General features: G+C 41.0%; 19 protein-coding genes and 1 pseudogene. 14 read left to right on the top strand and 6 right to left on the bottom strand.

Going from position 1 to position 21,656, the window contains the following annotated elements; translation table 11 throughout:
• The first annotated feature begins 19 nt into the window (after positions 1 to 19).
• A complete protein-coding gene (locus tag BK575_RS15170) occupies positions 20 to 1,120 on the top strand; it encodes a citrate synthase/methylcitrate synthase (RefSeq protein WP_078411230.1) in 1,101 nt (366 codons plus the stop codon).
• Positions 1,121 to 1,397: 277 nt separating this feature from the next.
• On the opposite strand, the gene BK575_RS15165 is transcribed toward BK575_RS15170, so the two are convergent.
• Genes BK575_RS15165 through BK575_RS15155 form a run of 3 tightly spaced genes read right to left on the bottom strand, consistent with a single transcriptional unit; the run spans position 1,398 to position 5,059 of the window.
• Positions 1,398 to 2,552 (bottom strand): Ger(x)C family spore germination protein, encoded by a 1,155-nt coding sequence (locus BK575_RS15165; RefSeq protein WP_078411228.1) that lies wholly within the window; start codon positions 2,550 to 2,552, stop codon positions 1,398 to 1,400.
• Positions 2,553 to 3,974, bottom strand: coding sequence for a spore germination protein (locus tag BK575_RS15160; RefSeq protein ID WP_139368048.1), 1,422 nt, complete (start codon positions 3,972 to 3,974; stop codon positions 2,553 to 2,555). It lies immediately after the preceding gene.
• Positions 3,971 to 5,059: a GerAB/ArcD/ProY family transporter gene (locus tag BK575_RS15155; protein ID WP_078411226.1), complete on the bottom strand. Its 1,089-nt coding sequence runs from the start codon at positions 5,057 to 5,059 to the stop codon at positions 3,971 to 3,973. The genes BK575_RS15160 and BK575_RS15155 overlap by 4 nt, the downstream gene beginning before the upstream one ends.
• A 462-nt stretch (positions 5,060 to 5,521) precedes the next feature.
• On the opposite strand from BK575_RS15155, the gene BK575_RS15150 reads away from it, so the two are divergent.
• The gene (locus tag BK575_RS15150) at positions 5,522 to 6,544 is read left to right on the top strand and encodes an extracellular catalytic domain type 1 short-chain-length polyhydroxyalkanoate depolymerase (RefSeq protein ID WP_235867393.1); all 1,023 of its coding nucleotides are present in this window, start codon (positions 5,522 to 5,524) and stop codon (positions 6,542 to 6,544) included.
• A gap of 135 nt (positions 6,545 to 6,679) precedes the next feature.
• Positions 6,680 to 7,231 (top strand): DUF420 domain-containing protein, encoded by a 552-nt coding sequence (locus tag BK575_RS15145; protein ID WP_078411222.1) that lies wholly within the window; start codon positions 6,680 to 6,682, stop codon positions 7,229 to 7,231.
• Positions 7,232 to 7,268: 37 nt separating this feature from the next.
• On the opposite strand, the pseudogene BK575_RS15140 reads toward BK575_RS15145, so the two are convergent.
• Positions 7,269 to 7,613 (bottom strand): annotated as a pseudogene (locus tag BK575_RS15140) (CorA family divalent cation transporter); the annotation flags it as partial.
• Positions 7,614 to 7,829: 216 nt separating this feature from the next.
• On the opposite strand from BK575_RS15140, the gene BK575_RS15135 reads away from it, so the two are divergent.
• From BK575_RS15135 to BK575_RS15120, 4 genes are all read left to right on the top strand, one after another.
• On the top strand, positions 7,830 to 8,150 hold the full coding sequence (locus BK575_RS15135) for a PadR family transcriptional regulator (protein WP_078411218.1): 321 nt from the start codon (positions 7,830 to 7,832) through the stop codon (positions 8,148 to 8,150).
• A gap of 72 nt (positions 8,151 to 8,222) precedes the next feature.
• Positions 8,223 to 8,564, top strand: coding sequence for a DUF1048 domain-containing protein (locus tag BK575_RS15130; protein WP_078411216.1), 342 nt, complete (start codon positions 8,223 to 8,225; stop codon positions 8,562 to 8,564).
• A gap of 113 nt (positions 8,565 to 8,677) precedes the next feature.
• Entirely contained in the window at positions 8,678 to 9,073 is a 396-nt protein-coding gene (locus BK575_RS15125) for a molybdopterin-binding protein (RefSeq protein WP_328589553.1), read from the top strand.
• Positions 9,074 to 9,086: 13 nt separating this feature from the next.
• Positions 9,087 to 9,485 (top strand): secondary thiamine-phosphate synthase enzyme YjbQ, encoded by a 399-nt coding sequence (locus BK575_RS15120; protein WP_078411212.1) that lies wholly within the window; start codon positions 9,087 to 9,089, stop codon positions 9,483 to 9,485.
• 62 nt (positions 9,486 to 9,547) lie between these two features.
• On the opposite strand, the gene BK575_RS15115 is transcribed toward BK575_RS15120, so the two are convergent.
• The gene (locus tag BK575_RS15115; protein ID WP_078411210.1) at positions 9,548 to 10,582 is read right to left on the bottom strand and encodes an STAS domain-containing protein; all 1,035 of its coding nucleotides are present in this window, start codon (positions 10,580 to 10,582) and stop codon (positions 9,548 to 9,550) included.
• A 422-nt stretch (positions 10,583 to 11,004) separates the two neighbouring features.
• Between BK575_RS15115 and gabT the strand changes: the two genes are divergently transcribed.
• The 6 genes from gabT (at position 11,005) to BK575_RS15085 (ending at position 18,842) form a co-directional block, all read left to right on the top strand.
• Complete coding sequence (gene gabT / locus BK575_RS15110; protein ID WP_078411208.1) at positions 11,005 to 12,366, top strand: 4-aminobutyrate--2-oxoglutarate transaminase; 1,362 nt, start codon at positions 11,005 to 11,007, stop codon at positions 12,364 to 12,366.
• Between the two features lie 89 nt (positions 12,367 to 12,455).
• Positions 12,456 to 13,862 (top strand): sigma-54 interaction domain-containing protein, encoded by a 1,407-nt coding sequence (locus tag BK575_RS15105; protein WP_078414805.1) that lies wholly within the window; start codon positions 12,456 to 12,458, stop codon positions 13,860 to 13,862.
• A complete protein-coding gene (locus BK575_RS15100) occupies positions 13,816 to 15,231 on the top strand; it encodes an APC family permease (RefSeq protein ID WP_078411206.1) in 1,416 nt (471 codons plus the stop codon). The genes BK575_RS15105 and BK575_RS15100 overlap by 47 nt, the downstream gene beginning before the upstream one ends.
• Positions 15,232 to 15,247: 16 nt before the next feature.
• A complete protein-coding gene (locus BK575_RS15095; RefSeq protein ID WP_169908025.1) occupies positions 15,248 to 16,657 on the top strand; it encodes an NAD-dependent succinate-semialdehyde dehydrogenase in 1,410 nt (469 codons plus the stop codon).
• A 267-nt stretch (positions 16,658 to 16,924) separates the two neighbouring features.
• Positions 16,925 to 17,320, top strand: coding sequence for a MerR family transcriptional regulator (locus tag BK575_RS15090; protein ID WP_268877761.1), 396 nt, complete (start codon positions 16,925 to 16,927; stop codon positions 17,318 to 17,320).
• A 184-nt stretch (positions 17,321 to 17,504) separates the two neighbouring features.
• The gene (locus BK575_RS15085) at positions 17,505 to 18,842 is read left to right on the top strand and encodes a hemolysin family protein (RefSeq protein ID WP_078411200.1); all 1,338 of its coding nucleotides are present in this window, start codon (positions 17,505 to 17,507) and stop codon (positions 18,840 to 18,842) included.
• 183 nt (positions 18,843 to 19,025) lie between these two features.
• On the opposite strand, the gene BK575_RS15080 is transcribed toward BK575_RS15085, so the two are convergent.
• Positions 19,026 to 19,751: a MurR/RpiR family transcriptional regulator gene (locus BK575_RS15080; RefSeq protein ID WP_078411198.1), complete on the bottom strand. Its 726-nt coding sequence runs from the start codon at positions 19,749 to 19,751 to the stop codon at positions 19,026 to 19,028.
• Between the two features lie 288 nt (positions 19,752 to 20,039).
• Between BK575_RS15080 and BK575_RS15075 the strand changes: the two genes are divergently transcribed.
• Positions 20,040 to 21,479, top strand: coding sequence for a glycoside hydrolase family 1 protein (locus tag BK575_RS15075; protein ID WP_078411196.1), 1,440 nt, complete (start codon positions 20,040 to 20,042; stop codon positions 21,477 to 21,479).
• Positions 21,480 to 21,656: the final 177 nt, after the last annotated feature.

Here is a 21,656-nt window from a genome sequence, read left to right as displayed (position 1 = left end):
AGGAAAAGGAGAGATTAATATGACATATACAAAAGGATTAGAAGGAATTGTAGCGGCGGAAACGAAGGTAGGCCATGTTGATGGAGGAAAAGGGCAGCTTATTTATCGAGGGCACTGGGCGAAAGACTTAGCCATCCACTACACGTTTGAAGAGGTCGCTTATTTAATTTGGCATGACAGCCTTCCAAACAGCAAGGAGCTGGCCGAATTAAAAGAACGTATGAAGAAAGAGAGAAAATTGCCTTCGTATATTCTGACCATCATGGATAACCTGCCTCAAAATACAGAATCCATGAGTGTATTGAGAACATGTATCTCAGCTCTTGGTGATTCATCTTATTCATGGCCTCCGACGATTGACCAAGCCATTAAACTAACGTCCATTACACCAACGATTATCGCGTATTGGTTCCGCAAACAAAATGGATTAGATTACATTGCACCGAACGAAAATCTTGATCATGTCGCGAACTATATGTATATGATTACAGGCGAGGTTCCGACTCAAAACTCTGTCAAATCGTTAAGCGCATACTTTGTATTGACGATCGAACATGGCATGAACGCTTCTACCTTCTCATCTAGAGTCGTTTCGTCGACAGAATCGGATATGGTGTCAGCCATTTGTGCATCCATCGGTGCCATGAAAGGGCCACTTCACGGCGGGGCACCATCAGGCGTCATCGATATGTTGGAGGAAATCGGTTCAGAAGACAATATCGAGCCGTGGGTAAGAGAGAAATTAGAAAATGGACAAAAAATCATGGGATTCGGCCACAGAGTTTATAAAACACATGATCCACGTGCAGAAGCTCTGAAAGTCGTATCAGAACAAATTGCCGGAAGCGATAATTGGTTCAAATTGATTTTGCAAATCGAAGAAGTAACATTAAAGCTTTTACGTGAGTATAAGCCTGGCAGAGAAATTTATACGAACGTTGAATATTTTGCGGCTGCCGTCATGAAATCCATTAATTTGCCGGCTGATTTATTCACCCCTACTTTTACAGCGAGCCGGATCGTAGGCTGGACAGCCCATGTGCTGGAACAATCCGCGGATAATCGAATTTACCGCCCAGAATCTCATTATACGGGTTTAATTCCAGAAGCGGTGAAGTAAGTCGGGCAGCGGAATGGTTTTCAATAGGCTGCTGATGAGCGAATAAGGGCGTTTTAAGAGCGAAGGAAATGAGGCTCTTGAAATGCCCTTATTTTCATTGCTTTATGAGTAAATCCAAGTTGGATGGATTTCTGCACGAGTATTTTTTGGGGGGAGTCGTATTAATAGGTTCAAGATTTACATATTAATGGCGATGATCTTGGGATTTTTGCTCCAGAACGAGAAAATTTGATAAGATTGGAGAAAACATGGGTCAGTCTTTTTCTTCGTTCATTATTTAACGGAGCAGGGGACTGACGCCGGAATTGAATTTAGTGATGCTGTGTAGAGGTTCCACTCTTACGTGGATGTCTTCTTTCTTTAGCGTTGGGAATTTGTTTTTATCATGAAGTTTCTTCCAATCATTGTGCATAAATCGATACAAATAGTCTTCCAGTTGATAAATATCCCCACCAATTTCCTGACTTTTGTTATAGGATTCATAAACTTCACTTTTTATTTTTTCTTCAATCTCTTTTTTGATTTTAGGGGAGGCAATCACTTGGCCAGCGTCTCGAATAACTCCACTAAGTTTAATATCTAACCCAAATTTGATGTCATTTTGGCTTTTTATGATCCTTCTTTTTAGTTTCGGTTTCAATAATTCAATGACAATGGAATCTTCGTTATCCTCTTTATTTTCCTTCACGTTGAAAAGTGACCTAACAGCCTTATTGTTTACGGTTATATAACCTTTAAGGTCATTTATTGTTAAAAGGTCTTTCAACTTTTTATCTTTGATGATGAATGCACCATTAAATGTTGTCACAGGCACTTTCTTCGTATCTTTTTTCATGATGTTTTCTTGAATCGAAATATTGGGCAGTAAGATCGTTTTTGTTCTTTCATTACATTGATAAATCAACTCTTGCAACGTAATAGCCGGGATAGTCGATTGCTGTTGCTGCATATAGTCGGGGTGATTAATCCTCGAAGAAGAGAAAGCATAGTTAAAGGGAACTTTTGTTGTGAAGATATCCGCCAACTTCTCCTCTGTACCGTAAACCCATCCCGTTGATCGTATGTCGAAATTTGTATCTAAAGCTTGCAAGGTTTTTTCTAATTTATGCTCCAATAATGATTTTCCAAAAAGGAAGATAGTTAGCTGGTCAAAGTTTACGGGAAGTTGTATGCCTTGATATATTTTGTTAAGAGCCTCTTCAAGGGATTTTCCCGTTCCGCTTGCCATCCATACAGTAGCAGGCTGATCACTTTTCCCTTGTTCCGTTTTAGCGACGTTTGAAAAATCTAAGAACTGCACATAGACGCGGTATTCATGATCTACATAGTCAATTCCCAGGCCTACTGCATATGATTGATATTGAATTTCATTAATTTTGGAACAGCCTGCAAGAGTGAAAATGATACCTGAAATTAAAAAAAATCTCTTCATTTATTCACCTGCTCTCGTATCATCTTTTACCAATAAAGATGAATTTCTCTTTTTCATGAATGAAAAAGGCAAGCGGAAAAAAGCGAACATGATATCTTTTCCATCAGGTGAAGATATGTCAGCTAAATAAGGAATTCCAAAAGATTTCAACCTTGATAGGTATAGACATATGAAAAAGAGGCATAAAACAAATCCGTAAATGCCTAATGCATAACTTATGAATAGAACGAACATTCGAATGAAAAAAAGATTTCCCGCTAAAGACTGATTGACCAGCGTAAAACTAGAAATAGCTGTTGTCCCAATGACGACCAGTGTGGTAGGAGACGTAATTCCTCCCCGGATGGCAGCATCTCCTATGATCAATCCGCCAAGTACGGCAACGGTTTGTCCGATTCCCTTAGGCAAACGGGCTCCTCCTTCTTTAAATAACTCAATCATTACGAGCATAAGAAACATTTCCATAAGCGGAGAAAAAGGCAAACCAAGTCTTGAAATCGTAACAGTTGCAATGAAAGAAAGCGGTAATTGGCCTACATGGTGGGTTGTTAAGGCCGTATAAAATCCAGGTAAGAAAGCAATCGTTAATAGTCCTAAAATACGTAATGACCTTTCCAATGAAGCAAAATAAAAACTTGTATTATCATCTTCAGCTGACTTAAAAAGAAAGGAGAGATTTACTGGAGCAATTAGAACTGTTGGCGCCCCGTCCACTACAATAGCAAATCTCCCTTGATTAAGGGAGGCCGCGGTGAAATCAGGTCTTCCGGTATAATCGATGACTGGAGTTAACGTAAATTTATTGTCATACAAGTGTTCCATCAGCATAGAGCTGCTTGTTAACATATCAATGTTTAGTGAGGAGAGCCTGCTCCGGATATCTTGTAGAATCTGTGAATTTATGATGTCTTTGATGTAAAGAAGTGAAACTTTTGTGTTCGACCGCTTACCAATAGTATAGTCTTCTGCAACTAAAGATGAAGTTCGCAATCGCTTCCGGATTAGGCCGAGATTGATTGAAAGATCTTCAACAAAGCCGTCTTTCGGTCCGCGTACTGAAACTTCTGCAACGGATTCATCAGGCTGTCTGGAGGGGAATTTGCTGATATCGTAAAAATAAATGTTTTCTCCAGAAGGAATAACCATCAGTTTCCCGGAAAAAACAAATTCCTGTATTTGTTCCGTGTGTAGAGCCTTTTTACTATAAGACTCTACTTGCAAAGAATTAAATATCGAGTCGCAAGTCATGTTTCCCTCCAAAGAGGGGGCGATTAACGATTGAATGAGGCTCGTATCAACTAAAGGTCTGCAAAACACGAATAATAATGGCTCTTTATTACTAGTATCAACTTTTACTTCAATATCTGATGAATGGTTGAACATTTCCTGAAATGTTTCCTTCGAGAAAGTATGGATATTCAACGTTCAAACGCCTCTCCTTTCCGCTTCTTTTTGTTTTTCATTAAATATAGAGCTAATATTGAAATGTGAATGGTTAAAAAAAAGCAGGAAATAGGTCTATAATATTCATAAATAAAGAATGAAAACGTACTTTGATCAATTGAATAGATGCAGCCAATCAATAGAACGGCGTAAATGATCCTCGTCATTTTTGCTTTATGTATTCCTTTTGTGATAATTTTGCTTGCTATTAAGACGTATAAACTGATTCGAATGACGCCTCCTGAAAGCCATTGAAAAATGGCGAGAAAATCAGCATGAGAAAAATATCTGCCAATGGAAATAATCCGCCATTGTTCAAAAGCGGGATATCGATATTTTGCTGCTTGTTCCGGCCCGAACTCAACGATCGCTCCAATAGTTGGCCCGCACATTAAGAAAATGACTAAAATGCCAATCGTGAGGAGCTGTTTTTTGGAAATGTGTTTTTTTAGTACAGGTGTTAAAAAGATAATGATAAACAATTCAATAATTGGTGATGAAGAATAGACCAGACCTTTTGCTACTGGCAAGTAGCCCTCCGAAAACATTGGGAAAATAAGTTCGTAATGCTTTTTTTTGATATTGGCAAAAGAAACAAAAAAACCTAAAAAAATGACAATGGGACAAAGAATAGTACTTAAAATGCCAATTGAAAACAGACCAGATTCCGTACAGAATAAACAAAATATAAGCAGTGTAAAAGCGAGAATAAAACTGCTGAAACCTTGCATGTAACTTAATTGTGACCAAAATATAATATCTTTTGCCGTAATATAGGCATTCATCAACATAAATATAGAGATAGGTAAAAGAAAAAGGTAATAAATGAATGAACTTTCTTGCTCTTTCAGAACATTAATGATTGACTGATGGTTTATGATAGAAACAATCTTATGGATGACCATGATCCAAATCGGCAGAAAGATGATAGGCAATAGGGCGCTTATCCACGCATCTCGTTTTACAGTAGTTAATAGAGCAGGAATGATTTCAACGTGGGCAAAAAGGCCGACTGACAGTAACATTACATACACAATCGAAATAAACCGTAATGTATATTGCATTTTTACACCTTACTTGTTTTTCCATATTATTTAATTTTCATTTCGAAAATATTCATTGAATCTATATAGATCGATTTAGGAAATTCAAGTTGTCCGGATCACCGATTGTGATGCTTCTCGATGGAATGAAGATATGTCGAGTTATTAAGTAGAATATATATAGGGTAAGGGTATAGTAAATCCATTTTCGGAGCGACCAAGCAAGGTTGTGTAATTTAGCAGGGAGAAATATTGTTTGGCAAGATTTTAATCAAGTTACCAATAAGTCAGTCCTGGATTCACAGAAACAATGGTGTAGGTTACGATATTAATAGAACGAATCTTGTCGCGGGAAACGGTGTTAAAACGTGTCATTATAATGGGCAGTCTTATTAAAAAAGAATTTAATGGGGAAGGAAGTTTTGATCCGGTAGTAGTAGAATACTATGTTAGGAGGAGTTTTTTAAGGAGGGATTAGGGATTTTGACTTCTAGCGATTGCGTATCTGGAAAGTTCCTTCATGGTTCTTACCGGGGGAAGGGTTATAAATGGTATGTTCCGAGCGGGTATGATCAAAAATGTCCTGTTCCTTTAGTGGTCATGCTCCATGGGTGTACACAAAATGCTGATGATTTTGCTGTCGGCACAGGAATGAACGAGTTGGCCGAAGAGAACAACTTTATTGTCTTATATCCAGAGCAGTCCAAGGCGGCCAATTATAATGCATGCTGGAATTGGTTTCGAGCGACTCATCAAAAAAGAGGAAAAGGAGAACCATCTGTTATTGCAGGAATGATAGAGAAAATTAAGGATGGTTATTCTATTGATGAAAAATGCGTATTTGCGGCGGGGCTTTCAGCAGGAGGGGCCATGAGCGTGATTTTAGGAGTCACGTATCCGGATTTGTTTGCCGGAATCGGTGTATGTGCAGGTCTTGAGTATAAAGCGGCACACCATGTGATGGGGGCTTATGCGGCGATGGCGAAAGGGGGACCAAATCCCGTCCGGCAAGGAAGGAAGGCGTATGAAGAAATGGGGCCGCATGCCGCTGTCATGCCTGTTATCGTGTTTCATGGAGACCGCGATGAGACAGTGGCGCTAAAAAACGCGGATCAACTCACTACCCAATGGGCGGTCACGAACGATTTGGCACAGGATGGGCGATTGACAGGCTGGATGGATGATCAGGCGGATCATATCATAACAGGGCATGTGCCAGGGGGGCGGGAGTATCAACACTATATTTATGAAAATGATGACGGCAAAGCCATCATGGAAAAATTCATTGTAGCCGGTATGGGACATGCGTGGCCAGGCGGGAGTCCCAAAGGCAGCTACACTGATTCGAAGGGGCCCGATGCGAGTCGAATCATGTGGGAGTTTTTTATGCGTCATACAATGGACAAAGAAGTTAGAGAGAAAGCGGCATACCATGCAGAAGACAAGAAGTCTTGGTGGCATAAAGTATATGATTTTTGTTTGAAAAAAGCCCAAAACAAAGAATGATGAAAACTTTCGCCCTGGATAAGATGAGATTGTGAACATTTTAGCTCAAATGAGGCAAAGTCATTGTTTAATAATGGTGAACAAACTATAGTGGAGGTATGTGAATTTTTCAAGAGAATTTAAAGGAGGTTTCCTATGAACAACACGATTCATACATCTAAAAATAATCGCAACTACACGCCTCTTGTCGTAGGCCTTTCCATTGTCGTCAATGCTATCATTCTATTATTGTTTTTTTCGCCGATCGGTTATCGTGGGGAAGTCACGTTTGATTTGACGATCTTTCCAAGAATAAACGCGGTATTGAACAGCTTTACATTCATCTTTTTATGTGCGGCTTTATATGCGATTAAAAAGAAAAACATTATCGTCCATAAGCGCTTCATCTTTGCTGCTTTTACGACGACGCTGCTGTTTTGCGTATCTTATCTTTCTTACCATTATTTATCCGTTGAAACGACGCGTTATGGCGGAGAAGGATTTTTACGATCCGTTTATTTCTTCATTTTAATTACTCATAGTGTATTAGCGGCCATCATCGTCCCGCTTGCATTATTTTCGCTTATTTGGGGTATGACCAATCAAGTAGAAAAACATCGTAAAATCGTCCGATGGAGCATGCCGATTTGGCTCTATGTCAGCTTTACCGGTGTTCTCGTCTATTTAATGATATCGCCGTATTACTAAGAAAAACGCAAGACCGGGGGTTCCTCGGTCTTTTTCCTTATGAGACTTGTTGAGTCGTCCTCTTAATTATGTTTAAACCAGCCCTTGCTTTAAACCAAAAAAACATAGATAGACCCATGACAGCCATAATTTCTAGAACGATGAAATATCCGTAACGCCATGTTAATTCAGGCATATGCTCAAAATTCATACCATAAATACCAGCTATAATTAGGGGCATAAAGATAGTCGTAATGACGGTTAATGTCATATTCATGCGATTGGAATTTAAAGATATGTAACTGTCTCGAATATCCGTTGTTAACTCGCGATTAGACTCGATGCTTTCAGCCAGCTTAAGTAGATGATCGTATATATCTGTGAAATATGTTTTCTTTTTCTTTGGCAGTTGAAGCTTTTAGCGTTTTTTCCCAAGCCGTATCGAGTTCATTGGATGGTTCCAGTTGACACCCTCCGCTACTCGGTGTTACAATGTACATGTAATAAGCAATACTGAATAGCGTTTTTTCTCAAAAGCTATTCAGTAAAAATTCCCTCAGTACTCTGTTATACTGAATATAAGTCAGACAAAATAGAGGGGGTAGAGGAGGATCTGAACATGGAAAATTTAACTGAAATGCTGAAGGGTTCGCTGGAAGGCTGCGTGCTGGAAATCATCAGCCGCCATGAAACCTATGGCTACGAGATTACTCGCCGCCTGAACGAGCTTGGGTTTACGGAGGTCGTGGAAGGGACGGTCTATACCATCCTCGTGCGATTAGAAAAGAAAAAACTTGTGAACATAGAAAAGAAACCGTCAGATATGGGGCCGCCCCGCAAGTTTTACTCACTTAATGAGGCTGGCCGCCAGGAACTTGAATTATTTTGGGAAAAATGGGATTTTTTATCATCGAAAATTAACGTCTTGAAGTCAATCTAGCTTCATAAGATATTCCGTCCGATATTTTTGGAGTGTCTTGTTCAGCTTTATAAAAAAAGGAGGAAAAATAACATGATGGAAATGTTCAAAAAAATAATTGGTGATAAAAAAGAGTACAAGATGATGATGGCACGGGTTGAAGCCTTGCCAGAGGACTACCAGTTTGTATTTAAGAAAATTCAAAACTACATGTGGAATTTCTCAGCGGGCAACGGGATGGATATGCTGCACATACAGTATGAATTAATCGAGTTGTTCGAAGCCGGTGCGGCGGAAGGTAGACAAGTGCTGGAAATCACTGGGGCCGACGTGGCGTCCTTTGCCGACGAACTAGTGGCAAACGCTAAAACCTATGTCGCCAAGTATCGTGAAGATTTGAATCAGAGTATCATGAAGCGATTGGGAAAAAAATAAATTCAATAGATACTACTGACTGATTAGCTGGTTACAAATGTGAATTGTCGCCTTCGCTATTCAGTTATATTTTTAACTTAGTAATAAGTTATACAGATTATCAGTCAGACTAAATAGAAGAACCCCATCCAAAAAATGATAATGGAAAATACCCGGTCACAATCATGAACGTCAATTCAACCATCCAACAGCCTTTGAACATGGAAATCTTACAAGAAGGAGTTCACATGATTCAGGGAATCGCTTGGACGGGGAAAGGGGCGATTCAAAAGGTTGAGGTCAGTCTCCGTGATGGTGTAACATGGAAGGAAGCACATATGGATCTGCCCATGAGCCGCTATTCCTGGATACCATGGTCGTATGAGTGGAAAGCGAACAAAAAAGGGAAATATACGATTCTATCAAGGGCTTCCGATAGGGCAGGGAGAGTGCAGCCAATAAAAGCCTTCTGGAACCGGAAGGGTTATGGCTATAATGCAGCGGATAAAGTAGAGGTAAAGATAGAATGAAAGGGAGAAGACGATGTTGAAACGATTTACCTTGCAAACGAACAATCGAGACCAAATGATTGATGTAACAGAACAGGTGCAGTCTTTCGTCCATGAAAATGAGATGGAAGAAGGAGCGGTCATCGTGTATTGCCCCCATACAACGGCTGGTATTACAATTAACGAAAACGCTGATCCGGATGTAAAAAAAGATATGATTCGCCGTTTTGATGAAGTATATCCGTGGCATCATGAACTCGACCGCCATATGGAAGGAAATACGGCGGCTCACATGAAAGCAAGTACGGTTGGAGCTTCCCAGCATGTCATTGTCACAAAGGGCAAACTGCTCCTTGGAACATGGCAGGGTATTTATTTTTGCGAGTTTGACGGGCCGAGAACACGCACGTTTTATGTAAAAAGCCTAAAATAACGGAGTTAATAAAAAACGATTTGGAATATAAACGAATTCCAAATCGTTTTCTTATGTATAAGTTATTGATTCTTCCGTAAAATCATCATATTGTTTTGGGCGAATGTGTAATAAATACCGTGTTTAAGGGAAGTAAAGCATTTGATTTCTCCCAGGTCAAATCTCGATTCGATCATTTTCATACTTAATTGCGGAGAGATTCCAGTCAAAATGGTAGTGATGCCGAGTAATCGGGTTGCCTGCACGAGATGATTGATGGTTGAAACCATAAAATCATCTACATCCGATATCGCCGTTAAATCTAAAATTAAATAGTTTGCCTTGTAAGTGGGCAAGGAATGCAGGGTTTTGTCGATAAGCTCTTGTGCGCGGCAGGCCTCATATTTTCCGATTAATGGAATGACAATGACACCATCGGCCACAGGGATGAGCGGGGAAGAAATTTCTTTTAACAGTGCCTGCAATTCATTTGTTTGTTCGGCAATCATCTGCTGCAGACGCTCAATTTGTATTTCTTCTTCCCGTCGAACGGCTTCCCGAATATTTTGGGCAGGTGTGATGGAAGACGGGGCAATTTTTATTTCCAGCCGGGAATCGCCAAGAAGCTGGCTCGATATTAACTCATACCACATGGGGCGACCGAGAAGACCTGAAAATACGCCTGCCCAATGTCCTAATAAAAACGTTCCTTGCTTCATTTGGTTTCGGGCTTTACTCACTTTATCTTCCCAGCCGTTCTCGATTCGAACAATGGCTGTTTGAGTCTCCTCATCATAGGAAATGGTAGTTTTTCCCCAGCCTGCTGACACATAAATGTTCGGCAGCACTTCTAAAATATTGGCCAATTGGCCCTTTTGGTCTTTATAAAAAGAGCTGACAATTTCACCGGTACGGTAACCAGCCGTTTCAAACACCAAGTCGGCTTGTGCAGGGCCTGAAATTTCTTCAATGGTATCAAACAAAGTTTTTAAAGCAGATTCAACCCAAAAAAGCATCACATCTGCTCCTTCAAATTGAAACAGCCCCTTTTCTATATCCCATGCAAAAGTAGAATTATTTACCTTGATGGAAGCTTGATTGTCAAATTGCTGTGTCATACCATCACTCTACCCTTTCCGTTAAAATCTATGTAAAAAGATAATCGTCCTATTAATGATAGTTGAAAATGTAAAAATTGGCTATATTTGTTTTGGCTCCGCCCGGGGAGGCGCTTTTGGATGGTTCATTTTATCTAAACGGGGAATGGTATATAAATTTCTCCTTACCCTTATTTTCTGTTTTTAAACTTGTTTTATCACTTTTTTAATTAATTCCTATAAAAAGGACAGAACTTCCCAGGTTGGTGGATGGTTCGCTTTATACGACACGAAAACAAGTCACTATAGACTTACATAAGTCGATAGTGACTTGGAATTACAGATGAATACATAGGAAAATGGCTTTTTTATGAACGATTAGAAGTTGGCACGCATCTTGCATCTATAAAAAAGTGAACACCCAATGAGAGGAAGGAAGATGTATGATGAATCAAAAATTTGCCAATGTAAAAACCAATCTACCAGGAAGTAAAGCAGAGAAGTTATTGGAAAGACGCAATCGTATCGTTCCTAGAGGTGTCAGCAACGGAATTCAAACATTCGTTCAATCCGCTGATGGGGCGATCGTTCATGATGTAGATGGAAATTCTTTTATTGACTTTGCGGGGGCGATTGGAACGATTAACGTCGGCCATTGCCATCCGAAAGTAAAACAAGCCTTACACGAACAAGTGGATCAATATATTCATACAGGCTTTAATGTCGTGATGTATGAACCATATATCGAATTGGCGGAAAAATTAGCAGCAATCGCACCGGGAGACCATAAAAAGCAAGTCATTTTATTGAACAGCGGAGCGGAAGCGGTCGAAAATGCCGTGAAAATTGCCCGTAAATATACAAAGCGCCCGGGAATCATTTCCTTTACGCGAGGCTTCCACGGCCGGACGCTAATGACAATGACGATGACAAGCAAAGTGAAGCCGTATAAATTCGAATTCGGGCCGTTTGCGCCAGAAGTTTATAAAGCGCCGTATCCATACACATACCGCCGTCCTGGGAGTTTATCTGAAGCGGAGTATGAAGAAAGCATCATCCAACAGTTCCGTGAGCTGTTCATAAATGAGGTAGCTCCAGAAACGATTGCAGCGGTCGTCATGGAGCCGGTGCAAGGAGAAGGAGGCTTCATCGTTCCATCTAAGCAATTCGTTCAAGCCGTATACGAAGAATGTCAAAAGCACGGCATCTTATTTGTATCAGATGAAATCCAAGCAGGTTTCGGACGAACAGGCCGTTATTTCGGAATTGAACATTTTGAAGTGGTGCCGGATCTTATTACCGTATCAAAATCGATGGGGGCGGGTGTACCGATAAGCGGAGTAATTGGAAGAAAAGAAATCATGGATGCCGCAGCTCCAGGGGAATTAGGGGGCACATACAGCGGAAGTCCACTTGGATGTGCAGCGGCACTCGCGGTGCTGGATATTATCGAAGAAGAAAACTTGAACGAACGCGGTGAAAAACTGGGAGAAGTGGTGATGAACCGTTTCCGTCAATTACAAGACAAATATGATGTTGTAGGGGATGTGCGCGGCCTCGGTTCCATGTGTGCGATGGAGCTTGTAAAAGACCTGGAAACAAAAGAACCAAACAAAGAATTGACGAACCGCATTGTCCAACAAGCAAACCAGCGCGGGCTGCTATTGTTAAGCGCCGGAGCGTTTGGAAACGTTCTTCGTATTTTAATGCCGCTTGTTATTACAGACGAGCAGTTGGAAGAGGGATTAACCATTATTGAAGAATCGATGAAAGCTGCGATTGCTGAGCAAATGGCCGCCATTTAAATGATGTGACAAAAGCTGACAAGCTTCTCTCTCGTGAAAGCATTTTCTGATATAATAGGAGGGATATTATGTTCGGGAGGAAGCTTGTTATGAATCCATCATTAGGTCCTGTTGCAGAAGAATTACTCGACATTTTTGAATCGTCGTTTGATGAAATTTTTTTATCGAATGCGGATGGAATCGTCGTTCTTGTAAATTCGGCATGTGAAAGAAACTATGGCATGCCTTCAAGCCATTTAATAGGTAAACATGTAAAAGATTTAGAGAAGATGGGAATCTTTTACCCGTCCGCCACATTAAAGGTGATTGAAAAGAAACAGCCGATCGAATTATTTCAAACGACGAATTCAGGACGATATCTCCATGTCCGTACGCAGCCGGTGTTTAATGAACATGGTGAATTAAAAAGCGTCATCAGTTATTCGCGCGACTTGACCGAACTGATGCATTTACGGCATAAAATTGAAGAAATGGAAGACCAACTGGCTTCCTATAAAAAAGAATGGAACGAGCCGCTGGAAGTGGAAGGGCTCATTTCCAAAAGTGCAAGCATGGAACGCGTTCTATCGACCGTAAGAAAAGTCGCGAAAGTGAACACGACGGTCTTGCTTTTAGGAGAAACGGGTGTCGGCAAAAGCAAAATCGTTCGTGCCATTCATCAATTAAGTCCACGCAGAGACCGTGTTTTTAATGATATTAACTGTGCTGCCTTGCCTGAGCAGCTGATTGAGTCAGAGTTGTTCGGCTATGAAGGCGGAACATTTACCGGCGCTTTCCGTGAAGGAAAAAAAGGATTGATTGAACTGTCCAATGGAGGAACGCTGTTTTTGGATGAAATCGGGGAATTGTCCCTGCAAGCGCAAAGCAAGCTTCTGCACGTATTGCAGGAAAAGCAAATCCGGCCTGTCGGAGGGCAAAAACCGATTTCGCTTGACATCCGGATTATTGCGGCAACGAATAAAAATTTAGCAAAAATGGCAGAGGAAGGAACGTTTCGCCGTGACTTATATTACCGTTTAAATGTCGTACCCATTCATATTCCGCCTCTAAGGGAACGAAAAGAGGACATCGTGCCGCTTGTCTATCATTTTTTGGATCATTTCAACAAGCTGTATGACCAAGAGGTCCGTTTCTCGCCAAAAGTGCTTGAAGCATTCATTCATCATGAGTGGAAAGGAAATATCCGTGAGCTGGAAAATATGGTCGAGCGTCTTGTCGTTACAAACGATCAGATTGTCACGATAGAAGATCTGCCGCCGGAAATGATAGAAACCGACCTTGTGAGAAAAGGGAATACGCTTCCCGAGATTTTGGAAGACGTGGAGAAAAGAGTCGTTCAGCAAGCGTATGAACAATATGAGTCTACTTATAAAGTCGCGGAAGTACTTGGAATCAGCCAATCGTCAGCCATGAGGAAAGTGAGAAAATACATCGAAAGGGTTGAAGGGGATGAAGGGAGAAGAGAAAGAGTTAAAAAAGGTTTTATCGAAGGTTGATGTTTTATTTTTATCGATTGGAGCGATGCTTGGATGGGGCTGGGTCGTGTTATCCGGAAATTGGATTACATCAGCCGGCTCGATGGGAGCTTTAATTGCTTTTGTCATCGGAGGGCTTCTTGTCACATTTGTCGGATTAACGTATGCGGAACTTGCCTCTGCCATGCCGGCAGTAGGCGGAGAGCATCATTATGTGGAGCGGGCAATGGGGCATAAAGCCGCATTTGTCGTTTCGTGGGCGATTACGCTCGGCTACGTGTCGGTTGTGACCTTTGAAGCGGTTGCCTTGCCGACGGTTATCGATTATTTAATCCCGAACTATCAGGCTGGTTATTTATGGACAATTGGCGGCTGGGATGTTTATCTTACATGGGTATTGATCGGTTCTGTCGGGGCTGTATTGCTGACGGCTCTCAACTATTTTGGATTGAAGCCGGCTGCTTTCATGCAGGTTGTATTAACGATTGCGATTGTAGGAATTGGATTGCTGCTTATATTTGGCTCGGTGACAAACGGGGAAACGAAAAACCTTCAGCCTTTTTTTGAAGGCGGGGCAGGCGGTGTGATGGCGGTACTGATCATGGTCCCATTCTTGTTTGTCGGATTTGATGTTATTCCACAGGTGGCGGAGGAAGCCGACATTCCGGCAAGAGATATCGGAAAAATTCTTATTTTTTCTGTTGGATGTGCGGTTATTTTTTACTTGGCGATCGCGTTTGGTGTATCCATGGCATTAAGCAAAGAAGCATTGAGTGTAACGCAATTAGCCACGGCTGATGCGATGGCAGCTGTTTTTGGCTCTAAAATTTTCGCAAATATTTTAATATTCGGTGGAATTTGCGGGATTGTCACAAGCTGGAATGCCTTTATCATTGGAGGGAGCCGCGTTATTTACGCGATGGCCATTTCAGGCATGCTTCCGAAATGGTTCGCTCATTTGCATCCGAAGTATAAAACGCCCTCTAATGCAGTTCTGTTCCTCGGGACATTAGCGGCACTCGCTCCATTATTGGGAAGACCCGCATTAGTATGGATCGTCGATGCAGGGGGATTAGGGATTGTAATCGCTTACTTTTTAGTGGCGCTGTCATTCATCATTTTACGTAAAAAAGAACCGAATATGAACCGTCCATTCAAAGCGGGAAAAGGAAATGCAATGGGGTGGGTTGCCCTTGTATTAAGCCTTGGCTTTATCGTGTTATACATGCCGGGCATGCCCGCTGCGCTAATTTGGCCGTATGAGTGGGTCATGGTGGCAGGGTGGACAGCCATCGGAGCATATTTCTTCTATCAAATGAACAGAGGAAAGTATAATGGACATATAGAAAGTAAAGACAGCAAATTACATAAGGCAAAGGGGAGTGCATAACATGAAGCAGTGGAGAATGTATATTAATGGAGAGTGGGTAGACACAAACGAGAAAATCGATGTTCTCAACCCTGCGACAAAGGAAGTGTTCGCATCGGTTCCTTACGGCGGGGCGAAAGAAGCGGAACAAGCAGTGGATGCAGCGCATGAAGCGTTCAAGACTTGGTCGAAAAAAACGGCGGCAGAACGCGGTACTCTTTTAATGAAGTGGTATCAGCTCATCGATGAAGCGAAAGAAGAGATTGGAGAGCTGATGACGAAAGAACAAGGAAAGCCATTAAAAGAAGCCATTGGCGAAGTCAATTACGCAAACAGCTTCATTTCGTGGTACGCAGAGGAGGGAAAACGCATTTACGGGGAAACCATTCCGGCTTCCGATCCGAAAAAGCGTCTCCTTGTCCAAAAGCAGCCCGTTGGTGTTATGGCTGCCATCACTCCTTGGAATTTCCCGGCCGCGATGATTACGAGAAAAGTGGCTCCGGCATTGGCAGCTGGATGTACGGCTGTTATCAAGCCTGCTGAACTTACGCCTTTGACAGCATTCAGATTAGTGGAACTGGCAGAAGAAGCGGGCATTCCAAAAGGGGTCATCAATATTGTGACAGGGGATGCAAAGGCAATCGGCGAAACGTGGATGAAAGATGGACGTGTCCGGAAGATTTCATTTACGGGCTCGACGGAAGTCGGGAAGCTGCTTATGCGCCAAGCGGCAGATACGGTGAAAAAAGTGTCGCTTGAGCTTGGAGGGCATGCGCCGTTTATCGTGACAGCAAATGCCGATATCGAAAAAGCGGCGAAAGGACTGATCGGGTCGAAATACCGTAATGCCGGCCAAACGTGCGTATGTGCAAACCGTGTGTATGTACATGAATCTGTGGTCGATTCTTTCGTTGATGCCTTCACAAAAGCAGTTGCCGAGTTCAAAGTCGGAAACGGATTGGAAGAAGGTGTCGACATCGGTCCATTAATCGACGAACGTGCAGTGGAGAAAGTGGCGGCACAATTGAAAGATGCGACAGAAAAAGGGGCAAAGATTGTCATTGGCGGCCGCAAGTTGGAAGACAAAGAAGGATTTTTCATTGAACCGACCGTGTTGACGAATGTAACGGATGACATGCTTTGCATGAATGAAGAAACGTTCGGCCCGGTTGCACCGATTACCACATTCAAAACAACCGAAGAAGTGATCGAGCGTGCCAACAACACGCCATACGGCTTGGCGGCATATGTATTCAGCGAAAACATCAGTGAAGCGATCCAAATTTCAGAGGGGCTTGAATATGGAATTGTCGGACTAAACGACGGACTGCCATCTGTCGCCCAAGCGCCGTTTGGCGGCTTCAAAGAAAGCGGCCTCGGACGAGAAGGCGGACATTACGGAATTGAAGAATATTTGGAAGTGAAATATATCTCCATCGGGTTTTAAAAATAAGACATGGGCGAACGCCCGTGTCTTATTTTTTTAAAATCTTCGGGTGCATTCAAGATGAAAGAATATTGTTTTGTTTATGAAAATCTTTTACGACACTAACAAAAAGTAGAATAATAGCAAATTTACAGATTGCAAAAAAAAAATGAAACCTTTTCGAATCTTAAAACGTAAAACAATCATTAGGATGAATTTTGACTAAACCATCACGTTATGCTTTACTTAATTTAAAGGAGGTGGTTCGATGGGGCTGGGAGATACCGGATTGGCGAGCTTGCAGAGATGGCGAATGTAACAAAACGCACGATTGATTACTATACGAATTTGGGGCTGCTTAAAGCAGAACGTACTGCTTCTAATTATCGCTATTATTCTCATGAAGTGTTACATGATTTGAGATTCATAGAAATGAGCAAGCAGCAAAAGTTATCCTTAGAGGAAATTAAAGAAGCACTCGTAACAAGAAAACAGGTGAAGCAGCCTGATATCGGCCGCCAAGCAAGTGATGTGGCAGATCAGATGAAATGTTTAAAAGAAAACGTAGAAGATTTGCTGCCATTGATGGAAAAGCTCGAGGACGATGAAAAAAAGCTGATTCTCAAGCGTCTTTCACCGGAGAGTATGACATTGATTCATTCATTGGTCACGCTGTTAGGTTAAAAAATAAAAAAAGATTTTTCGATCCTAAAGGCATTTGGATGATCCATATGGGCATAATTTACAGTAAAAGAATGAGCTGTTTTTTGCTAACGATACAAAAAGAACCGTAAAGGTGTTCATCATTTTTTATTTATTAGGAGGTGTTTCCTTGCTCGTTTCGTTAAAAACGGGTTAAGGATCATATTTGGACATAGTTAACTTAGTATTAATCGCAGTTTTAATCGCTATGACGGGATTTTTTGTGGCAACGGAGTTTGCCGTCGTCAAAATTCGCAGTACACGCATTGACCAATTGGTGGCCGAAGGAAATAAGAATGCCATTGCCGCCAAAAAAGTCATTTCCAATTTGGATGAATATTTATCTGCCTGCCAATTGGGTATTACGGTAACAGCCCTCGGATTGGGCTGGTTGGGAGAACCGACCGTTGAACGATTATTGCATCCATTGTTTGAACGACTCGAATTAGGCGGGTCTGTTGTCAGCATTCTTTCTTTCGTGATTGCCTTTGTATCGGTCACTTTTCTGCACGTAGTAGTGGGGGAGTTGGCTCCAAAAACATTGGCGATTCAAAAGGCGGAAACCGTTACACTTCTGTTTGCCCGCCCGATCATTTTATTCTATAAAATCATGTACCCGTTTATTTGGGTATTAAATGGTTCCGCCCGTGCGTTTACAGGCTTATTTGGTCTTAAGCCGGCGTCGGAACATGAGCTGGCCCACAGTGAAGAGGAACTGCGTATCATTCTTTCTGAGAGCTATGAAAGCGGAGAAATCAATCAATCGGAATTTAAATATGTGAATAATATTTTCGAATTTGACGATCGCATCGCGAAAGAAATTATGGTGCCCCGTACGGAAATTGTGAGCATATCGAAAGACGATACGATTGAAGACTTCTTGAATGTCGCGAAGGTTGAAAAATATACGCGTTATCCGGTTGTATTAGAAGGAAATAAAGACCAAATCTTCGGATTAGTCAATTTGAAGGAAGTGCTGACGGATTACGTGCATGGAAAGGATATCAAGCAAATGACGGTGGAATCGTATACGAAGCCGATTATTCAAGTCATTGAATCGATACCGATCCATGATTTATTGCTTAAATTCCAGAAGGATCGCATTCATATGGCCATCTTGATGGATGAGTACGGCGGTACGGCCGGACTTGTAACCGTTGAGGATATCCTTGAGGAAATCGTGGGGGACATCCGCGATGAGTTCGATACTGATGAAGTATCCGAGGTTCAAAAGGTAAAGGAAAACCACTATATCTTTGACTCAAAAGTGTTAATTGACGAAGTGAACGACTTATTGGGAACAGAGATTGAAGAGGAAGATATGGATACGATCGGTGGCTGGATGCTTACCCAAAACTTTGATTTAGAAAAAGGCGAATCATTAGCCTTTGGCGGATATGAATTTAAAGTGCTTGAAATCGAAGATCATCATATTAAACGAATTGAAGTGTTTCCGGCTAAAATCGAAGCCGAAATCATAGAAGAAGCAGAGGTACCATCATAAAGGAAATTCCATGCGGGAGTTTTACTGGTCCGTTAATGTGGGATAAAAAAAGGGAGCATGCACAAGCAATCATGGTGCATGCTCTTTTTGGCTTGGTTCTGTTTGTTGATTTTCTTGTTAAACGGGCGGTACAAGTGGACTATATGAATGGATTTAGAATATTTGACATGGCCAAATACTAGCCTATTGATTCAGCTTATAAATTTCACGAGCCATAGATTCTAGAATATAAACAACAGGTACTTGTGTGGTAATATTAGCTTTTTCAAAAAACTCTTCCGTTACATAATAGGGAATGTTGATATCCGAGATTTTGGCAATGGTTGAGAGTTTAGTGTTTGTAATACTAATGATTTTACTTCCTTCTTGTTTAAGTTGATGAAGATGGGTGACGGTAAAATGATTTTCTCCTGAGACAGATAACGCAATGGTGACACTATTAAGCATGAGTTTTGAGTGAATTGGAAAGTGAGGGTCTTTAATATACATCGAAAATTTACCTAAGCTTGAGAAATATCTCGCACCATATTCGGCAAGAATGCCTGAGCTTCCAATCCCAATAAAAATCACATTATCTGCTTGATTCACTAGACTTGCAGCGTTTCGGATTTTGTCTTCTAAATCACCTGTTAACGTCCGCTCAAAAAACTCTACGACTGAATGTTGGGAACTTTTTATCAACGTCTTCTTATTCTCTTCTAAATGCATCTTCAGTTTTACTTTAAATTCGGAAAAACCTTCACAATTGAGTTTTCGACAAAAACGTAAAATGGTCGCTGTAGATACGTGGGTTTCATCTGCCAGTTCGCGAATACGCATATAAGCGACTTTATCACTGTTGTGAGAAATATAGTTATATAAAGACATTTCTAGCTCATTGAAAGAAGCGATGATGTCGTTGGAAAACATATAAACAGGATTCTCCTTCTATTATAAATAAGGTATTTTACGTCTGTAAAAACCTCGATAGCCTTATTTTAACACAACGCCCCTGTAAGACACACTGTGTTACATAGATGAAACAAATGACTTCCCTTGTTATAAAAAACTAGATTTACTTTCCTTATTTACTACCTTGTTAAGTGCCGTTATGATTTCTTTGTAGTCACTTTCATTTCTTGATGAAGAATAAGTTGTAAATTTGAAATAACAAACAAATGCTAATGAGTAGGGTTAAAAAGATTGGGAGGGAATCGAATGAAAACATATCAATTTCCTGAAGGGTTTTTATGGGGTGGAGCGACAGCTGCCAATCAAATAGAAGGCGGCTTTCATGAAGGGAATAAAGGATTAAATATTGCCGATGTTCTGCCAGGGGGGATGGAAAGACTTAGTATTTTACAATCCCCGGGTTTTAATTTTGAAATTGATCCAGAGAAATATTATCCGAATCATGAAGCGATTGATTTCTATCATCGTTATAAGGAAGATATTGCGTTATTTGCAGAAATGGGTTTCAAAGTTTTCCGTATGTCCATTGCTTGGACAAGAATTTTCCCAAATGGAAATGAATTAGAAGCCAATGAAGAAGGCTTGGCATTCTATGATCGTGTGTTTGATGAATTGCACAAACATGGAATCGAACCGGTTGTAACCATTTCTCACTATGAAATGCCGTTAAATCTTGTGAAGGAGTACGGCGGCTGGAGAAATCGCGAAGTGGTGGTCTTCTTTGAACGATATGTGAAGGCAATCTTCCAACGTTATAAAAACAAAGTGAAATATTGGATGACCTTCAATGAAATCAATAGTGGTTTTATTATGCCGATCCAAGGTCTTGGGTTTGCGATTCAAAAAGAAGAAGACAAATACAAACCAACTTTCCAGGCATTCCATCATCAATTTGTGGCCAGTGCGATTGCGGTAAAAGCTTGTCATGAAATCATTCCAGGGGCTCAAATTGGTTGTATGATCTTATATGCACCCGTTTATTCATACGACTCCAATCCGGAAAATGTGATGTATGCCCTGCAAGAAGAACGTATGTTTAACTATTTTTGTGCAGATGTTCAGGTAAGAGGTGAATACCCTGCATTTATTAAACGTTATTTTAAGGAACATAAGATTGAATTAGACATTCAGGACGGTGATTTGGACTTAATCAAAGAGGGGACGGTTGATTATATTGGATTTAGCTATTATATGTCTCGAACAGAGAAAAAAGCGAAGTCAGATTTAGAAAATGCACAAGGAAACCTAATCGGGGGAGTGAAGAATCCTTTTTTAAAGGCAAGTGATTGGGGTTGGGAGATTGACCCGATGGGATTACGTATTAGCTTAAACCAATTGTATGAACGCTATCAGGTGCCGCTATTCGTTGTAGAGAATGGATTAGGAGCCCATGACAAAGTAGAAGAGGACGGCTCGATCAATGATGACTATCGTATTGATTTTCTTCGCAATCACATTCAAGCAATGGGTGAAGCGATAGAAGATGGTGTTAAATTAATGGGCTATACAAGCTGGGGCTGCATTGATTTGGTCAGTGCTTCATCAGGCGAGTTTTCTAAACGTTACGGTTACATTTATGTTGACAAACATGATGATGGCAGCGGGACACTTGAACGCAAAAAGAAAAAGTCATTCTTCTGGTATAAAGATGTCATTGCTGCAAATGGAAAAATTATGGGTAGTTAGTTTTTGGTCCAGCTTGTTCTTTTCTTACTTACCCCAAAGGTTTCCGTATAATTTCTAGAATTATCGAAATGGGTATTCGAAGTCGAAGAAAAGGTTGATGATGAAGTGCAAGGTATAAAGTCATTTCCACACTTTAAACTACGACGTCTATCATGATCAGTATTACAGAGGCAAGGT

This window comes from Priestia abyssalis (assembly GCF_002019595.1).
Classification (GTDB): Bacteria; Bacillota; Bacilli; order Bacillales; family Bacillaceae_H; genus Bacillus_BA; species Bacillus_BA abyssalis.
This window is presented reverse-complemented; position numbering and strand designations above follow the sequence as displayed.

Bases quoted from the DNA above. Each gene is read 5' to 3' on its own strand.
- BK575_RS15170 (WP_078411230.1), top strand. From the start codon at position 20: ATGACATATACAAAAGGATTAGAAGGAATTGTAGCGGCGGAAACGAAG.
- BK575_RS15165 (WP_078411228.1), bottom strand. From the start codon at position 2,552: ATGAAGAGATTTTTTTTAATTTCAGGTATCATTTTCACTCTTGCAGGC.
- BK575_RS15155 (WP_078411226.1), bottom strand. From the start codon at position 5,059: ATGCAATATACATTACGGTTTATTTCGATTGTGTATGTAATGTTACTG.
- BK575_RS15145 (WP_078411222.1), top strand. From the start codon at position 6,680: ATGAACAACACGATTCATACATCTAAAAATAATCGCAACTACACGCCT.
- BK575_RS15135 (WP_078411218.1), top strand. From the start codon at position 7,830: ATGGAAAATTTAACTGAAATGCTGAAGGGTTCGCTGGAAGGCTGCGTG.
- BK575_RS15130 (WP_078411216.1), top strand. From the start codon at position 8,223: ATGATGGAAATGTTCAAAAAAATAATTGGTGATAAAAAAGAGTACAAG.
- BK575_RS15120 (WP_078411212.1), top strand. From the start codon at position 9,087: ATGTTGAAACGATTTACCTTGCAAACGAACAATCGAGACCAAATGATT.
- BK575_RS15115 (WP_078411210.1), bottom strand. From the start codon at position 10,582: ATGACACAGCAATTTGACAATCAAGCTTCCATCAAGGTAAATAATTCT.
- gabT (WP_078411208.1), top strand. From the start codon at position 11,005: ATGATGAATCAAAAATTTGCCAATGTAAAAACCAATCTACCAGGAAGT.
- BK575_RS15105 (WP_078414805.1), top strand. From the start codon at position 12,456: ATGAATCCATCATTAGGTCCTGTTGCAGAAGAATTACTCGACATTTTT.
- BK575_RS15100 (WP_078411206.1), top strand. From the start codon at position 13,816: ATGAAGGGAGAAGAGAAAGAGTTAAAAAAGGTTTTATCGAAGGTTGAT.
- BK575_RS15095 (WP_169908025.1), top strand. From the start codon at position 15,248: ATGTATATTAATGGAGAGTGGGTAGACACAAACGAGAAAATCGATGTT.
- BK575_RS15080 (WP_078411198.1), bottom strand. From the start codon at position 19,751: ATGTTTTCCAACGACATCATCGCTTCTTTCAATGAGCTAGAAATGTCT.
- BK575_RS15075 (WP_078411196.1), top strand. From the start codon at position 20,040: ATGAAAACATATCAATTTCCTGAAGGGTTTTTATGGGGTGGAGCGACA.